This is a genomic window from Syntrophotalea acetylenica, from assembly GCF_001888165.1.
GTDB classification, from domain to species: Bacteria; Desulfobacterota; Desulfuromonadia; order Desulfuromonadales; family Syntrophotaleaceae; genus Syntrophotalea; species Syntrophotalea acetylenica.
The window spans coordinates 2,202,599-2,218,542 of sequence record NZ_CP015455.1; the positions used below are offsets into that span (position 1 = coordinate 2,202,599).

14 protein-coding genes and 1 pseudogene are annotated in these 15,944 nt (G+C 58.7%); 10 read left to right on the top strand and 5 right to left on the bottom strand.

Going from position 1 to position 15,944, the window contains the following annotated elements; all coding sequences use genetic code 11:
* The first annotated feature begins 247 nt into the window (after positions 1 to 247).
* The 3 genes from A6070_RS10175 to mdh all read left to right on the top strand — a co-directional run bounded on the left by A6070_RS10175 (position 248) and on the right by mdh (position 3,525).
* Entirely contained in the window at positions 248 to 967 is a 720-nt protein-coding gene (locus A6070_RS10175; protein ID WP_072285652.1) for a DUF4398 domain-containing protein, read from the top strand.
* Between the two features lie 145 nt (positions 968 to 1,112).
* Complete coding sequence (icd, locus tag A6070_RS10180; RefSeq protein ID WP_072285653.1) at positions 1,113 to 2,510, top strand: NADP-dependent isocitrate dehydrogenase; 1,398 nt, start codon at positions 1,113 to 1,115, stop codon at positions 2,508 to 2,510.
* Positions 2,511 to 2,568: 58 nt separating this feature from the next.
* On the top strand, positions 2,569 to 3,525 hold the full coding sequence (gene mdh / locus A6070_RS10185; RefSeq protein ID WP_072285654.1) for a malate dehydrogenase: 957 nt from the start codon (positions 2,569 to 2,571) through the stop codon (positions 3,523 to 3,525).
* 48 nt (positions 3,526 to 3,573) lie between these two features.
* On the opposite strand, the gene A6070_RS10190 is transcribed toward mdh, so the two are convergent.
* Positions 3,574 to 3,855, bottom strand: coding sequence for a winged helix-turn-helix transcriptional regulator (locus A6070_RS10190; protein ID WP_268807518.1), 282 nt, complete (start codon positions 3,853 to 3,855; stop codon positions 3,574 to 3,576).
* Positions 3,856 to 4,425: 570 nt separating this feature from the next.
* On the opposite strand from A6070_RS10190, the pseudogene nifJ reads away from it, so the two are divergent.
* The 6 genes and pseudogenes from nifJ (at position 4,426) to A6070_RS10220 (ending at position 11,666) form a co-directional block, all read left to right on the top strand.
* Positions 4,426 to 7,967, top strand: a pseudogene (nifJ, locus tag A6070_RS10195) (pyruvate:ferredoxin (flavodoxin) oxidoreductase).
* A 96-nt stretch (positions 7,968 to 8,063) separates the two neighbouring features.
* Positions 8,064 to 8,564, top strand: coding sequence for a 5-(carboxyamino)imidazole ribonucleotide mutase (gene purE, locus A6070_RS10200; protein WP_072285657.1), 501 nt, complete (start codon positions 8,064 to 8,066; stop codon positions 8,562 to 8,564).
* 353 nt (positions 8,565 to 8,917) lie between these two features.
* Positions 8,918 to 9,109: a 4Fe-4S binding protein gene (locus A6070_RS10205; protein ID WP_145926336.1), complete on the top strand. Its 192-nt coding sequence runs from the start codon at positions 8,918 to 8,920 to the stop codon at positions 9,107 to 9,109.
* Positions 9,110 to 9,139: 30 nt separating this feature from the next.
* Positions 9,140 to 10,273 (top strand): 2-oxoacid:acceptor oxidoreductase subunit alpha, encoded by a 1,134-nt coding sequence (locus A6070_RS10210; RefSeq protein WP_072285659.1) that lies wholly within the window; start codon positions 9,140 to 9,142, stop codon positions 10,271 to 10,273.
* Between the two features lie 2 nt (positions 10,274 to 10,275).
* Positions 10,276 to 11,091, top strand: coding sequence for a 2-oxoacid:ferredoxin oxidoreductase subunit beta (locus A6070_RS10215; RefSeq protein WP_072285660.1), 816 nt, complete (start codon positions 10,276 to 10,278; stop codon positions 11,089 to 11,091).
* 23 nt (positions 11,092 to 11,114) lie between these two features.
* Complete coding sequence (locus A6070_RS10220; RefSeq protein WP_072285661.1) at positions 11,115 to 11,666, top strand: 2-oxoacid:acceptor oxidoreductase family protein; 552 nt, start codon at positions 11,115 to 11,117, stop codon at positions 11,664 to 11,666.
* Between the two features lie 32 nt (positions 11,667 to 11,698).
* On the opposite strand, the gene A6070_RS10225 is transcribed toward A6070_RS10220, so the two are convergent.
* Positions 11,699 to 12,652 carry a class 1 fructose-bisphosphatase gene (locus tag A6070_RS10225; RefSeq protein WP_072287967.1) on the bottom strand — a complete coding sequence of 318 codons (954 nt, stop codon included), beginning with the start codon at positions 12,650 to 12,652 and terminating at the stop codon, positions 11,699 to 11,701.
* Positions 12,653 to 12,805: 153 nt separating this feature from the next.
* Here A6070_RS10225 and A6070_RS10230 point away from each other — a divergent pair, with 153 nt between their 5' ends.
* A complete protein-coding gene (locus tag A6070_RS10230; protein WP_072285662.1) occupies positions 12,806 to 13,168 on the top strand; it encodes a hypothetical protein in 363 nt (120 codons plus the stop codon).
* A 69-nt stretch (positions 13,169 to 13,237) separates the two neighbouring features.
* Here the strand turns inward: A6070_RS10230 and A6070_RS10235 are convergent, their stop codons facing one another.
* The 3 genes from A6070_RS10235 to A6070_RS10245 all read right to left on the bottom strand — a co-directional run bounded on the left by A6070_RS10235 (position 13,238) and on the right by A6070_RS10245 (position 15,909).
* Positions 13,238 to 13,462, bottom strand: coding sequence for a hypothetical protein (locus A6070_RS10235; protein ID WP_072285663.1), 225 nt, complete (start codon positions 13,460 to 13,462; stop codon positions 13,238 to 13,240).
* A 279-nt stretch (positions 13,463 to 13,741) separates the two neighbouring features.
* Positions 13,742 to 14,488, bottom strand: a complete 747-nt coding sequence (locus A6070_RS10240; protein ID WP_072285664.1) for a TorF family putative porin — start codon at positions 14,486 to 14,488, stop codon at positions 13,742 to 13,744.
* 68 nt (positions 14,489 to 14,556) lie between these two features.
* Positions 14,557 to 15,909: an ammonium transporter gene (locus A6070_RS10245; RefSeq protein WP_072285665.1), complete on the bottom strand. Its 1,353-nt coding sequence runs from the start codon at positions 15,907 to 15,909 to the stop codon at positions 14,557 to 14,559.
* Positions 15,910 to 15,944 lie beyond the last annotated feature (35 nt).

The window sequence follows — 15,944 nt, forward strand, 5'->3', positions numbered from 1 at the left end:
GGAATCTCCGGATGGATACAGCGTAGTTTTCATATGAGAAACGAGCAATTTTTCGTTGTGGCAAGGAAATCAAGGGTTTGTGCCGAGGCGTACATCGGTACGCCGCACAAGCAAGCCTGCGGATTGACGCCGCCACGGCGGAAAAGGGCCGTTCCCGGATGAAAACCAGCTCGGAGATTTGCATTGATCGGGGATCGCTCGCCCTGAAGCAATCCTGCCTTGATTGCACAGACGACGAAAGTGGACTATGCCACGGCTGATCATATTTTTGCTGGCTCTGCTTTTCCTGACGGGGGGCTGCGTAGCTCCCCCGCTGCAGGAATTGCAATCCGCGCGTTCCGCCCTGGAAGAAGCCCTGGCCGCTGAAGCCCCGGTACTGGCTCCCAACGCGTATCAGGCGGCCCAGGATGCCCTGCGGGACGGCGAAGTTCTGGTACAGGATAAAAAATACAAACTGGCCAGGGAAATCCTCCCCTTTGCCGAAGCTCATGCGCGCCGCGCGATTCTGCAGGCCCAACGGGAACAGGCCGACAGGGAGCTGCAGAAAATCCGCGCCCAGGAACTGATGCGCACCGCGCAGTTACCCAACGAACCGGTACGAGAACCGACTCCTCAAACCCGCAAGGCCATCATCGCCCGGCCTGCGGCTCCACCGGCAGCGGCCAGGCCCAAAGCCCGCCCTGCCCCCCCGGCAACCTACCACGTCGGCGGGGGGGAAACCCTGTGGACCATTGCCGCACAGCCGGACATCTATGGCGACCCGTTGCTGTGGCCTTTGATTTACCAGGCGAACCGCGACCAGATTCGCGATCCACGGCAGGTCTACCCTGGCCAATCCCTGACGATTCCCCGCAAGCTGTCCGAGGATGAAAAAAAACTGGCTCGGGAAAAAGCTCTCAAATCCAGGATCTTTCCTGTCGGACCGGCGCCCCGCGAAACGGGGGCGCCGGCCGGGCCTCCAGGCTGAGCTGCGCCGAGCCCGGCAGCAGACAGGAACACGACCTCCCGAAAAACAGACCTTGACAGGTTTCGCGCCTTCTGTAGACTGACCGGACCGTATACTTCATGAATCCTCCGTCGGGAAACATCGTCACTGCGCGAAGGGAACGAACATGCCCTACCAACATGTCACGGTACCGGAAGGTGAAACGATCCGCTTCAGGGATGGGCGACTGCTGGTTCCGCACAACCCGGTTATCCCCTTCATCGAAGGTGACGGTACTGGGCCGGACATCTGGCGGGCCGCTGTCAGGGTTTTGGACGCCGCCGTAAACAAGGCTTATGCCGGCAGGCGCCGCATCGCCTGGATGGAAGTCTACGCCGGCGAGAAGGCCTTCAATATGGGGCTCGGCTGGCTGCCGGCGGAAACCCTGCAGGCTTTCGACGCCTTTCGGGTCGGCATCAAAGGCCCTTTGACCACCCCTGTCGGCGGCGGCATCCGGTCGCTCAACGTGGCCTTGCGACAAGAACTCGATCTGTTCGTCTGCCTGCGGCCGGTGCGTTATTTCGAAGGCGTGCCGTCCCCGGTAAAAAAGCCCCGGGATGTGGATATCGTCCTGTTCCGTGAAAATACGGAAGACATCTATGCCGGCATCGAATGGGCGGCCGGCAGCAGGGAAGCGAAACAGGTCATCGATTTTCTGCGGCAACGCATGCATGTCACCAAAATTCCATGGCCCGACAGCAGCGGCATCGGCATCAAGCCGGTTTCCCGCGAAGGCTCCGAACGCCTGATCCGCGCCGCCATCCAGTACGCCATCGATTACAAGCGCCGCTCCGTGACCCTGGTCCACAAGGGAAACATCATGAAATTCACCGAGGGGGCGTTCAAACAATGGGGCTACGAACTGGCCGCCCGGGAGTTTCGCGAGCAGGTGGTGACAGCCAGGGAAAGCTGGATTTTGGCCGCCGGGGATGAATTTCCGGATTCCGACCATGCACGGATCTCCCGCATGATCGACCCCGGCTACGATATGATGACTGCGGAACAGCAGAAAGCTGTCCGCGACGAAGTCGCCGCGACTCTCGACACCCTGATGGAGACCCACGGGCGGGGGCGGTGGCGCGACAAGATCATGATCAAGGACACCATTGCCGATATCGCCCTGCAACAGGTTCTGACCCGCGCCAGTGAATTCGACGTGATCGCCACACTGAATCTCAATGGCGACTACCTTTCCGATGCCCTGGCCGCCCAGGTCGGCGGTATCGGCATCGCGCCCGGAGCCAACATCAACTACCAGACGGGTCACGCCATTTTCGAGGCAACCCACGGCACCGCCCCAAAATACGCCAACCTGGACAAGGTCAACCCCGGGTCCATGATCCTCTCCGGCGCGTTAATGCTGGAGCACCTCGGCTGGAAAGAAGCCGCCGGGATGATTGTGCAGGCGCTGGAAAAGACCATCAGCCAGAACCGGGTGACTTACGATTTCGCGCGCCTCATGGACGGCGCGATTTTGCTGAAATGTTCCGAATTTGCCACAGCCATGATCGAGAACATGAATTGAATGCATGATGCGGTGCGGCGCTTTGGCACCGGCACCGGATTTCATTGGAGGGAACTACATGACGAAACCGAAAATAGCCCTTGTCGGAGGTGGCCAGATCGGCAACGCCATTGCACACCTTGCCGCCATGCGGGAACTTGGCGACGTGGTCATGTTCGACATCAAGGAAAACCTGGCGCGCGGCAAATGCCTCGACATTGCGCAGGCCGCTCCTATTTCGGACTTTGACGTACAACTGAAAGGATCCGATGACATCGCGGTGATTTCCGGCGCCGATATCGTGGTGGTGACCGCCGGAGTGCCGCGCAAGCCGGGCATGAGCCGCGAAGACCTGATCGAGATCAACGCCCGCATCATGGCCACGGTTGCCGAGGGGATCCGCACCCATGCACCGGATGCGATTGCCATCGTGCTGTCCAATCCGCTGGACGCCATGGTGACCCTGTGCCAGAAGATCACGGGCTTTTCGACCAATCGGGTCATGGGAATGGCCGGGGTGCTTGACTCGGCACGCTTTGCCTTCTTTATCGCCCGGGAACTTGGCGTTTCCGTCCGCGACGTCAACGCACTGGTGCTCGGCGGCCATGGGGATGCCATGGTTCCCATCGTGCGATTCGCCAATGTCAACGGCATTCCCGCCCTTGAACTGCTGAAACACAAATTTGGCAGCGAGGAAAAAGCCCACCAGATCATGGCATCCCTGGTCGCGCGCACCCGCGATGCCGGAGGCGAAGTAGTGGAATTGCTTCAGACCGGCAGCGCCTTCGTTTCGCCCGCGACCAGCGCCGTGGCCATGATCGAAGCCGTCATTCACGACCAGAAACGGCTGCTGCCGGTATGCGCCATGCTTGACGGTCAGTTCGGTGTCAGCGGTTATTATGTCGGCGTGCCCTGCATTCTGGGGGTTGAAGGCGTGGAGAGAATCATTGAATTCGAACTGACGGCGGACGAACGCCGGCTGCTCGATCATTCCGTGGGCGAAGTTCGCAAACTGGTCGACAACCTGCCCCTGTAACCAACAGGGGCAGATCCTCGCCGCACCTCCACACGGTTGGCAGGCGCCTCAGGTTTTGGCCTTGCCCCTGGAACGGGCCCGGCCCATCTCCTCGGCCGAAAGCATCATGGACAGCAATTGGCCGACAGTGTGCTGCTGCTCCAATGGATGACGCAAAGGCAGATCGAGATTGATGCGATAGCTGTTACAGCGCCCCACCCGGTATCGTTCAAGGACCTGACTGTCAACCAGGTCCTTGATGATTTTCTGTGTGGCCCGCTCGGTAATGCCAACCTTCAACGCAACTTCCCTTAACACCATGCCCGGATTCCTCGCCAGACACAAAAGCACGTGAGCGTGATTATTCAAAAAAGTCCACTGCCTTTGCCCGCCGGCGAAACCCTCTCCGCAAGATCCAACATCTGCTTCTTTCAATAGCCGCCTCCCCTCAAAAACCCGGCCCCGATCTCACAATATTTCCAAACGCTCGATTCATGGCCGGCTTGTACCCATCCGGAGCGCATCATACCACAACTCACCTGTAAATTTCCGCCGCTAAAAAACCGTTATCCTCAAACAACCATGCTCCGTCGACCCAAACTCGGCCCTCACCACCGATCTGCCAGCAGCAGCCGTGGTGTGTCTTCATCGATTGCGGCGCTCCTGCGTAAAACACCGTATCGCGCAACCAGCACTTTAAAAATTTTCTTGACTCACCCGGTTAAGTTTAGGTAGTTTTCGAAACACGAATTTTTTTACGTAAAAAAATAATTACTACTTGTCTAACGGATTGTCAAGGGGCAGATCCGGGTTGCGGAAAATACCGGCTTCAAAGGGTTTTGCCAGCACAGCTGCCGCCGCTGCGCGGAAAACGCTGTTTGTGCGGACCGGCAAAGTTATCCATCAAGGAGATCAAAACGCATGATGCGACAGAAAGTTACCATCGACGGCAACACCGCCGCGGCGCACGTGGCACACGCTACCAACGAGGTTATTGCCATTTACCCCATAACGCCGTCTTCCAATATGGGGGAAATTTCGGATATCAAAAGCGCGCAGGGCGAAAAAAACATCTGGGGCACGGTACCCCTGGTGACGGAAATGCAATCGGAGGCCGGCGCGGCCGGGGCCGTCCATGGCGCCCTGCAGGCCGGTGCCCTGACCACGACCTTCACGGCCAGCCAGGGCTTGCTGTTGATGATCCCCAACATGTTCAAGATCGCCGGTGAGTTGACCCCGACGGTATTCCACGTTTCGGCACGGGCGATTGCCGCCCAGGCATTGTCCATTTTCGGTGATCATTCGGACGTCATGGCCTGCCGCTCCACCGGCTTTGCCATGCTTGCTTCCAACAACCCCCAGGAGGTGATGGATTTCGCCCTGATCGCGCAAGCTGCCACCCTGCGCTCGCGCGTACCCTTCCTGCACTTTTTCGATGGTTTCCGCACTTCCCACGAGATCCAGAAGATCGAGGAGCTTACTTTCGACGACATGCATGCCATGCTCGACGAAGATCTGATCGGCCATCACCGCGCACGGGCCCTGTCCCCGGACCATCCGGTGCTGCGCGGCACCTCACAAAATCCGGATGTTTATTTCCAGGGACGGGAAACGGTCAACCGCTTCTACGAGGCCACTCCCGGCATCGTGCAGGAGCAGATGGATAAATTTGCCGGGCTCACCGGGCGTCAATATCGCCTGGTTGATTATGTCGGTGCTGCGGATGCCGAAAAGGTCATCGTCCTGATGGGCTCCGGCGCCGATACGGTGCACGAAACCGTCGATGCCATGAACGCCGCTGGCGAAAAGGTCGGCATGCTCAAGATCCGCCTCTACCGCCCCTTCCCCGCACAGGCGTTTCTCGAAGCGCTGCCCGCTTCCGCGCGCAAAATCGCGGTGCTGGACCGCACCAAGGAGCCCGGCTCCCTCGGCGAACCCCTGTACCTCGATGTGCGCGCCAGCATCGCGGAAGCCACCATCAGCCGGACCATCCCGACCATTGTCGGCGGCCGCTACGGTCTCGGGTCCAAGGAATTCACCCCAGCCATGGTCAAGGCCGTCTACGACAACCTGGACGTTGCCGAACCAAAAAATCATTTCGTCGTCGGTATCGAGGACGATGTTTGCGGCACCAGCCTCCCCGTCGATACATCCTACCGGAACGACGCCTCGGGGATTTACTCGGCCATCTTCTACGGGCTCGCCTCCGACGGCACCGTCGGCGCCAACAAGAACTCCATCAAGATTATCGGCGACCTGACGGACAACCATGTGCAGGCCTACTTCGTCTACGACTCCAAAAAAGCCGGCACCATAACGACCTCCCACCTGCGCTTCGGCAGGACCCCATTGCGCGCGCCGTATCTGGTCAGCGATGCCGACTTCGTCGCCTGCCACAACTTCACCTTCCTCGAGAAGTGCGACATGCTGGCAAAAGCCAAACCCGGCGCGATGTTCCTGCTGAACTCCCTGTTCGACACGGAAACGGTCTGGAGGCAGCTCCCCCGCGAGGTTCAGCAGCAGATTATCGACAAAAACCTGCGGCTGTTCGTCATCAACGCCGTGGACATCGCCGAAAAGATCGGCCTGGGCGGGCGCATCAACGTCATTATGCAGACCGCGTTTTTCAAGATCACCGACATCCTGCCCATGGATTCGGCCCTGGAAGCCATCAAGGATGCGATCCGCAAAACCTACGGCAAAGCCGGGGAAAAAGTGGTGGAGATGAACTGCCGCGCCGCCGACGCCGCCCTCGACCATATCGCCGAGGTGACCGTCCCGGCCACGGCCGACAGCGCCCTGAGCAAACCGCCGCTGGTAACCCCCGGGGCGCCGGCCTTCGTGCAGAACGTGGTCGCGACCATCATCGCCGGCCAGGGCGACAGCCTGCCGGTATCGAGCATGCCGGCGGACGGCACCTTCCCCACCGCCACCTCCCGCTATGAAAAACGCAACATCGCCCTGGAAATCCCGGTGTGGGACGCGCACCTGTGCGTCCAATGCGGTCTGTGTTCCTTTGTCTGCCCCCATGCGACCCTGCGCATGAAGATCTACGATGCCTCCTGCCTGAGCCAGGCACCGCAAACCTTCCGCGCCATCGATGCCCGCGGCGCGGAATTCGCCGGGGGAAAATTCACCCTGCAGGTAGCTCCCGAGGATTGCGTCGGCTGCGGCATCTGTGTCGACGTCTGCCCCGCCAAAGACCGCCAGGATCCGTCCCGCAAGGCTCTGAGCATGCAATTCAAGGTGCCTCTGCGCGAGCAGGAAGCCACCAACTGGGATTTCTTCATGGCCCTGCCCGAAACCGATGTGGCCAAGATCAAGCGTGACACCCTCAAAGGCAGCCAGTTGCTGAAGCCGCTGTTCGAATTTTCCGGTGCCTGCTCGGGCTGCGGCGAGACCCCTTACCTCAAACTCATGTCGCAGCTGTTCGGCGATCGTGCGCTGATAGCCAATGCCACCGGCTGTACCTCCATTTACGGCGGCAACCTGCCGACCACCCCCTGGGCCACCCGCGATGACGGCCGGGGCCCGGCCTGGTCCAACTCGCTGTTCGAGGACACCGCAGAATTCGGCTTCGGCATGCGTCTGGCGGTGGATAAGTTCAGCGAAGCCGCCGGCGAACTGCTGGCCCAAGTTATCGCATGCGACTGTGCCGGCTGCCCGGCCGACAAGGAACTGTTACTGGCCATCCGGGATGCCGACCAGTCCTCTCAGACGGGTATCGAGGAACAACGGGCCCGGGTCGCGCAGCTCAAACAGATGCTTGCCAATTGCGACGACCCGGCCTCGAAACGTCTCGCCACCCTGGCCGATTATCTGGTGAAAAAATCGGTATGGTGTGTCGGCGGCGACGGTTGGGCCTACGACATCGGCTACGGCGGTCTGGATCATGTCATCGCCACCGACAGAAACGTCAACCTGCTGGTCCTCGACACGGAAGTCTATTCCAACACCGGCGGGCAGGCCTCCAAGTCTACCCCCTCGGCGCTGTCGCCCAGTTTGCCGCCGGCGGCAAGAACATGCCCAAAAAGGACCTCGGGATGATGGCCATGTCCTACGGTACCGCCTACGTGGCCAGCGTCTCTTTGTCCAACCCGGCCCAGACCATCAAGGCGTTCATGGAAGCGGAGGCTTTTGAGGGCCCATCCATCATCATTGCCTACGCCCACTGCATCGCCCACGGCATCGACATGACCAAGGGGATCGATTCGCAGAAAAAAGCGGTCGCCTGCGGTCACTGGCCCCTGTACCGCTACAACCCGGAGCGGGCCGCGCAGGGCCTGAACCCACTGCAACTCGACAGTAAGGCGCCGACCCTCTCCTTCGAGGAATTTGCCGAGACCCAGAACCGCTTCAGGGCTCTGAAAAAGGTCAATCCGGATGCGGCGGAGGCGCTCATAGAGCGGGCCAACGCCTGGGCCAGACGCCGTTTTGCCCTGTACGAAAAACTGGCGAATTAATCAGAATTATCGTTTTTGCCCGGCCATGCCGCTCCTTCCGGGGCGGCATGGCCTCGCATCCCCGATCATTACTCTTCAAAAAATACAGGAGCATCCATGAGCCCCAAAGTACTGATCGTCATGGGCAGCGATTCAGACTGCCCGGTACTCGAAGAAACCGCCAAAATCCTCGAACAATTCGCCATTCCCTTTGAAATGCGCATCGCCTCGGCGCACCGTTCACCGCGCAAAACCGCTGATCTTGTCGAAGCGGCCGCCGGTCGCGGCATCCAGGTCATCATCGCGGCCGCCGGCCTGGCCGCCCACCTGCCCGGAGTCGTGGCGGCCGGCACCATCCTGCCGGTCATTGGCGTCCCCATGGGCGGCGGGCCGCTGAACGGCGTCGACGCGTTATATGCCATTGTCCAGATGCCCGCGGGCATCCCCGTTGCCACCACGGCCATCGGCAGGACCGGGGCCCGCAATGCCGCCCTGCTTGCAGCACAGATCCTTGCCTTGAGCGATCCGACCCTGTCAGAAAAATTGCTGGCATTCCGGGAGCGGATGGCCTGCGAGATCGAAGAAAAGGACCAAAAACTCCAGCGGCGCGACAAATAACCGGAAAAAACGGCGATGTCCCCGGCCAGCTGTTCTGCCCTTTCCGGATATTTACTTGCCGGCCTGGCTTGGAGCTGATCCGGTGTCGCCTCGGCATCCATCAATACGTTTTTTGCACCCCGGCGCTGCTGAACCGGGCCGAGTTGGCTGTCAATCTGGCCACGATTCCCAAAGCTCCCATAAACCCCGCCGTCTGACTCACCGGCAGTTTCTGCCCGCCCACCCCAAAGAAAAAATTTGCATTCGGTCAGGACAAACATGATAGGATGGCCGATGGTTTTTTATGAATAATGAGCGGCAGGGTGTAATATCTGCTGCCGCATCGGTTAATGATTGACAAGGAGAATCCGGGAATGAGTACCCCACGCTTGGAAATTATTGAATCATATTGCAAGGGATGCAGCATCTGTGTGGAATTTTGCCCCACCAATGTCCTGGAAATGGACGGTTTTCTGGTAAAGGTCGTCAGGCCGGAAGCCTGTATCGGGTGCATGCAGTGCGAATTGCGCTGCCCCGATTTTGCGATCAGAGTCCACAGGGATTGATGCTTTTTTGACTTGAGGAGGTCTGTCAAGGTGGCTAAAAAAATTGCTTTATTGCAAGGGAACGAAGCCTGCGCTTACGGTGCCCTCTATGCCGGCTGCAACTTTTTCGGCGGCTATCCCATCACCCCTTCAACGGAAGTGGCCGAGGTGATGTCCAGGGAATTGCCCAGAAACGGCGGCAAGTTCATACAGATGGAAGATGAAATCGGCGCCATGGCATCCGTGCTGGGGGCGGCGTTGACCGGCGCCAAGGCGCTCACTGCCAGCTCCGGTCCCGGCATCTCTCTGAAACAGGAACTTATCGGCTACGGATGCATCGCCGAGATCCCCTGCGTGATCGTCAACGTCATGCGCGGCGGGCCATCGACGGGAATGCCGACCGGGCCCAGTCAGTCGGATATCATGCAGGCCCGCTGGGGCACCCACGGCGACCACGCGGCGATTGCCGTGGCGCCGGCTTCCTGCCAGGAAATCTTCGCCGAGACGGTACGCGCCTTCAACCTTGCCGAAACCTACCGCATGCCGGTCCAGGTGCTGCTGGACGAAATCAACGGCCACATGCGCGAACGCATCGAACTGCCGGAGCCCGGCGACCTGGAAGTGATCAACCGTCAGACGCCCTCGGTGCCGCCGGACCAGTATCTGCCCTACGACCCGGATTTCGGCGACGTACCGCCGCTGGCCGCCTTCGGCTCGGGTTACCGTTTTCATGTCACCGGCCTGAACAAGGCGGCTGACGGTTTCCCCACCACCAAGGCCAAACTGGTCGATGCCGAGGAACGCCGCCAGATCCGCAAGGTGGAAGCCAACCGGGACAAGATCGAAAAGAATGAAGAATATCTGGTGGAGGATGCCGATATCATCGTCGTCGCCATCGGCACCATCAGCCGTTCGGCACGCAACGCCGTCAACCAACTGCGCGAGCAGGGCATGAAAGTCGGCCTGTTCCGCCCCATCACCCTGTGGCCCTTCCCCGAACGTCGCATTGCCGAACTCGCCGTCCGCTGCAAAACCCTCATCGTCCCGGAAATGAACCTGGGACAGATGATCCTGGAGGTCGAGCGCGTCATCCGGGGCGCCTGCGCCCTGTATGGCATAGGCCGGGTGGACGGGGAGCCGATCACTCCCTCCCAGATCATTGAAAAAATCAAGGAGGTCTGCTAGCCATGGCATTCGATTACGACAAATATCTGCGCCCCGGCAAACTGCCACATATCTGGTGTCCGGGCTGCGGACACGGCATCATACTCAAAGGGTTGCTGCGGGCCATCGACGCCTGCGGGCTGGACAAGGACAATACGGCCATCGTATCCGGCATCGGCTGTGCCAGCCGGCTGCCCGGCTATGTCGACTTCAACACATTGCACACCGCCCACGGCCGCGCCGCAGCCTTTGCCACCGGCATCAAAATGGCCAAACCGGAAATGAACGTACTGGTGGTTGGCGGCGACGGCGACGGCGTCGCTATCGGCGGCAATCATTTCATTCACGCCTGCCGCCGCAATATCGACATGACCTATATCCTCTGCAACAACTTCATCTACGGCATGACCGGCGGCCAGTTCTCGCCCTGCACACCTACCGGCGACCGTGCATCAACCACCCCTTACGGCAACCCCGACCCGGTATTCGATATCGGCAAACTGGCGATCGGCGCGGGAGCATCCTTTGTGGCCCGCACCACGTCGTTTCACGCCACGCAAATCGACAAGCTGATCGCCGAGGGCATTCGTCACAAGGGGATGGCCGTCATCGAGGTCCTCGATGACTGTCCGACCACTTACGGGCGCCGCAACAAATTCCGCTCGGTGGTTGACATGATGAAGCGCTTCAAGGAACTGGCAGTGCCCGTGGCCAAAGCCGCCAGCATGTCCAAAGAGGAACTGGAGGGTAAGATCGTCACCGGCATCCTGCATCAGGAACAACGCCCGGAATACTGCGAACAGTACGCCGAAGTCGTAAAGCGCGCGCAAAAATCCTGACCTGTACCGAGAAAGGAAAAACCATGTCCACACGCTATGAAATACGCTTTTCCGGTGCCGGCGGACAGGGGCTTATCACCGCGGGGATCATCCTTGCCGAAGCTGCTTCCATCGTCGAGGACCAGCATGCCGTGCAATCCCAGAGCTACGGTCCGGAAGCCCGCGGCGGCGCCTCCAAATCCGAAGTCATCATTTCCGACGGCCCTATCGACTACCCCAAGGCAACCATGGTGGATGCCTGTCTGGCCCTGACCCAGGAAGCGGCAGACCGATATGCCGACACCATCAAGCCCGGAGGCTTGCTGCTGCTCGATGCCGACTTCGTCAAAAATCCGCCGGCGGGCGATTTCAAGATTTACCGTTTCCCTATCATCAATACGGCGAAAACCGACATTGGCCGCGCTATCGTCGCCAATGTCGTCGCCCTCGGCGCCATGGTCGCCCTGACCGGCATCGTCAAGCGCGAGTCGGGAGAAGAAGCGGTGCTGCGCCGGGTTCCCGAAGCTTTTATGGATCTCAACAAAAGAGCTTACAACGCCGGTTATGACAAGGTCAAAGCCCTGCTTGACGACTGAACCGGAACGGGGACCTTGCGGTCCCCGTTTTTTTATCCTTCCTCCCGGATGCAGGCCTCCGCCATGGCCACATCATCCCTGCAACCGCAAAAAAACGGGCTGCGTTCGTCGAACTTTTGCGGCACCAGATCGAGGATGCGCTGCCGGCCGTTGGAAGCCGCGCCACCGGCCTGTTCCATAAGAAAAGCCATGGGGTTGAGTTCGAACAGCAATCGCAGCTTGCCTTGCGGCGCATTCTGCAGATGCGGATAGAAAAAAACCCCCTTGCCTTTCATCAGAATCTGATTGAAATCCGGCACCAGACCACCGCTGTAGCGCAATTTGACGCCATTGGACTCCAGTTGGCGAACGAACTTGTCGGTTCCGGGCGTATAAAGGCTGCGCAGACCGCCGGGTGCGTAAATGGAGGCTTTGGGCTCCATGCGGACGTTGCGGCGCAGCAGGGTATATTCCATCAGCTGATTCATGCCGAACTCGTGGACCCCGTGTCCCGTCGTATAAACCAGGGTGGTTCTCGGGCCGTAGAGGATATACAAAGCGGCCACCTGTTTGGTGCCGGGCTGCATCAGATCACAGCCTCTGTAAATGGAGACAATGGTGCCCACCGCCAGGTTGACATCCACGAGGGAGGAACCGTCGAGGGGATCGTAGGCCACCGAAAAATTACCGGTACGGTGCGGAGCGATAAATACGATATCGGCGGTCTCCTCGGACACCACATTGCTCACCACGCCCGACTGTGCCAGGCGTTTGCGTAAAATACGATCGGACAATACATCGAGAGCCAGTTGCTGCTCGCCATAAAGATTGGAGGTACCTGCCACCCCCAGGTCGCCGGTGCGGATCGAATTGATAATATATTTGGAGGCTTCGGCGATTTCGCAAATCAGGTGAATGAGCTGCTCATCCTCACCGTCTTCCCGCAGATAACGGCGCAGATCGATCTGAAACTTGGTTTTTCCTGCCTGCCCTGCAGTTGCTTCCATGTTATGATCCCCCATGAAAATTGGAATAAGCGGCATGGCGCCGTCCGGCGTGGCCAATAAGGCTACCGCGGCGGCCGGACATCTTGACGTGTCTTTCCGGGATGTTAATATTTTTAACATATTATCAATGATTGCCAAACCTTGGAGGTTGTCATGAACGAACAAAACGATTCGGGCGAAAAGAAAAAAACCACCACCGAAAAAATCTGGGATTCTACCCGCAAAACCCTCCACATTGCTTCGTTTCAGGCCAACAGATACAAGCGCATCGTGCAGAAAAAGGTTGATCTGGCGACCATTCACCGCAAAATCGCGGCAGCCCATAGCGACCTTGGCAAGGAGATCGATGAACTGCGGGAAAACGGCATTGTCGCCATTATGGAAAATGACGCTGTCACCCAACTGCTGGAAAAGCTCGATGACCTGAAAAACCGGGCAGCGGCGCTTGAAGGGGAGATCGAGACCATCAAAGAGGAAGAAGCACCGGAAGAGGAAGCGGAAAAAACCGAAGAATAGACGAAACAACGGGGAGTTCCCCACGGAACTCCCCGTTGTTTTCAGATCCGGGCAAATAACCCGCAACCATCACCGTACATGCTTGAGATGGCGCGGCACGCTATGCAGTCGGGAGTTTTTATGCTCCCGGTCCCAGCGACGCATGGAATCCTTTACTTCCACCTCGACATCGACCAGGTCGGAAGCATGGCGGTCCATGATTTCCAGGTCTTCATCCAGACACATCATGCGCCTCAAAATCTCGGCATTCGCCCGCTTCTGAGAAAACTCTTCCGTTTGCACCCGCTTCACCATAAATCCTCCCTGCTTGCGGTTATTTCGCGCTGCCGCCCCTGCGACAGCCACAGCTTTAAAACCCACCGGCACTTCGAGGATACTTAGAGTATAACACACGGATGATCCATCCGGATGTTCCTCCGGCAAAACATGTTGGCACCGACCGCGGCGGACGCAAACACAGTGACTCCCGAAAGAGAATGACCGGAAAAACCGCAAATTGGCACCGCCACGACGGAAAAGAGCTGATTTCGGATGAAAGCCACCTGCCCGTCGATGCATTGCCTGCAAAAACCGTCAGAAGGTATAGGTGATGTTAATACCGGCCAGGGTTTGCGTATCGATGTTGTTTTTGGCAGCGTCGCTGATTCCGGAGGAGTAGGAGAAAGAGGGGCTTAGCGTCAGTTGATCGGTCAGCGCGTAATCGAGACCGACGCTCAGTTCATAGTTGTGAAAACCGGAGTAATCGCGAACGAAACTCACCGCATAGTCGCTGTGCAGATTGTAACTTACCAGCGCGCCCAGGTTCATGGTGAGATCTTTCATCAGTTCAAAGGAGTGACTGATATCGAAAGTGAAGAACAACCCTTCTTCTTCACAGGCATCCCAATCCCAGTACATGCCGAGGGTGGGCGACAGCAGGGTGTTGATGGTGGCATTGACGAACAGTTCATTGGTGTCTTCGATGCCATCGAGCTGGTACCAGATATTTCCGACCGTCACGGAAAGCAACTCGCCGAAATCCTGGGCATAACTCAGGATGATATCGGTTTCGGTCACTTCGCCGGATTTATAGCCTTCACCGGCATCGCTTTTGATCTGCCAGTTGCTCCAGTAACCCAGCGTCCAGCCATGACTCGAGAGATCGGCTCCGGCCTGGATCACAGGCATGCTGCCACTCAGATTGTGCCCACGCCACAAGTACTTGTCAAACACACCGACATAAACATCGCCTTCCACTTCAATCACTGCGGCGCCGGCCGAAACCGCCAGGGCAACGGAAACCACAGCCGCAACCAGCAAAGAAACGCTCCATCTTTTCATAACAGCTTCCTCCTTGACATGTTCCCGCCCCGGGTGGCCACAACGGCCGCCCGGGCACAGGAAAATCCTCATTGTTTGGAACCGTTCACGTTTTCCTGACCGGGGGCGAACACCGTGCCCAGGCGCACCGTCTGGAAGTCGGGATAGGCCGAGGCGCCGTGTTCGGTATAATCGAGGCCGGCCATTTCCTCTTCCCTTGAAACCCGCATGCCGATGACCAGATCGATAAGTTTGAACATGATCAGGCCGATGCCGAAGGCCCACAGAAAGCATGCGCCGATGCCGGTCAACTGTACGGCGACGGTCTTCAGAGAAAATCCGGCACTGTCGAACAAACCGGCCGCGAGAGTGCCCCAGGCGCCGCACACGCCATGCACGGAAACCGCACCGACGGGATCGTCGACCTTGATTCTGTCGAAAAACAGAACCGAGAACAGTACCAGCACCCCGGCAATGGCACCGATAATGACAGCCGACAGCGGCGTGACATTGGCACAGCCGGCGGTGATGCCGACCAGACCGGCCAGGGCGCCGTTCATGGTCATGCCGATATCGCTCTTGCCATACTTGAGCCAGGTGGCCAGCATGGCCATCGTGGCACCGGCAGCGGCGGCGAGAGTTGTGGTTACGGCGATAAGGGCGATGGAAGTGTCACCGGTGGTGGTGGAGCCTGGATTGAAGCCATACCAGCCGAACCACAGAATAAACACGCCCAAGGCTGCCAGAGGGATATTGTGCCCGGGGATCGGCTTGACCCTTCCGGATTTGTCGTACTTGCCGAGACGCGGTCCGACAACAATGGCCCCGGCCAGAGCCAACCAGCCGCCCATGGAGTGAACCACCGTCGACCCGGCGAAATCGATAAAACCAAGACCTTCCAGCCAGCCGCCGCCGTTGTAGAGACTGCCCCAGGCCCAGGAACCGAAAACGGGGTAGACAAACGCCGACACCAGGGCGGAGTAGGCCAGGTAGGCGCTGAACTTGGTACGCTCGGCAACGGCACCGGAGATAATGGTAGCGGCGGTGGCGGCGAAAACGACCTGGAACAGCCAGAAAGCATAGTTCCAGGCTTCGCCATCACCGCTGGCACCACTGAAGAAAAAGTCGGTGGTGCCGAAGAAACCATTGGTGGCGCCAAACATCAGGCCGAACCCCACCGTCCAGAAGGCGATAGCGCCCACAGAAAAATCCATCAGATTTTTCATCAGAATGTTACAGGCGTTTTTGGCGCGGGTAAAACCAACCTCCACCATGGCAAAACCGGCCTGCATGATGAAAACCATGAAACCGGCAATCATGGTCCAGACGAAATTAAGGTTATTCTGTACCGCATCGGCGGTAAGGGGTGCATCTTCGGCCCACCCCAGGGCCGGCAACGCCAGCAGCAGACCGGCGACCAGTATATTTGCCCGAATCTTCATAACCACTTTCCTCCTTGCTGTCTCGCCAAATGCGG

Excerpts from the sequence above, each read along its gene's own strand:
- A6070_RS10175 (WP_072285652.1), top strand. The coding sequence starts at position 248 with ATGCCACGGCTGATCATATTTTTGCTGGCTCTGCTTTTCCTGACGGGG.
- icd (WP_072285653.1), top strand. The coding sequence starts at position 1,113 with ATGCCCTACCAACATGTCACGGTACCGGAAGGTGAAACGATCCGCTTC.
- mdh (WP_072285654.1), top strand. The coding sequence starts at position 2,569 with ATGACGAAACCGAAAATAGCCCTTGTCGGAGGTGGCCAGATCGGCAAC.
- purE (WP_072285657.1), top strand. The coding sequence starts at position 8,064 with ATGAGCCCCAAAGTACTGATCGTCATGGGCAGCGATTCAGACTGCCCG.
- A6070_RS10205 (WP_145926336.1), top strand. The coding sequence starts at position 8,918 with ATGAGTACCCCACGCTTGGAAATTATTGAATCATATTGCAAGGGATGC.
- A6070_RS10215 (WP_072285660.1), top strand. The coding sequence starts at position 10,276 with ATGGCATTCGATTACGACAAATATCTGCGCCCCGGCAAACTGCCACAT.
- A6070_RS10220 (WP_072285661.1), top strand. The coding sequence starts at position 11,115 with ATGTCCACACGCTATGAAATACGCTTTTCCGGTGCCGGCGGACAGGGG.
- A6070_RS10225 (WP_072287967.1), bottom strand. The coding sequence starts at position 12,652 with ATGGAAGCAACTGCAGGGCAGGCAGGAAAAACCAAGTTTCAGATCGAT.
- A6070_RS10230 (WP_072285662.1), top strand. The coding sequence starts at position 12,806 with ATGAACGAACAAAACGATTCGGGCGAAAAGAAAAAAACCACCACCGAA.
- A6070_RS10235 (WP_072285663.1), bottom strand. The coding sequence starts at position 13,462 with ATGGTGAAGCGGGTGCAAACGGAAGAGTTTTCTCAGAAGCGGGCGAAT.
- A6070_RS10240 (WP_072285664.1), bottom strand. The coding sequence starts at position 14,488 with ATGAAAAGATGGAGCGTTTCTTTGCTGGTTGCGGCTGTGGTTTCCGTT.
- A6070_RS10245 (WP_072285665.1), bottom strand. The coding sequence starts at position 15,909 with ATGAAGATTCGGGCAAATATACTGGTCGCCGGTCTGCTGCTGGCGTTG.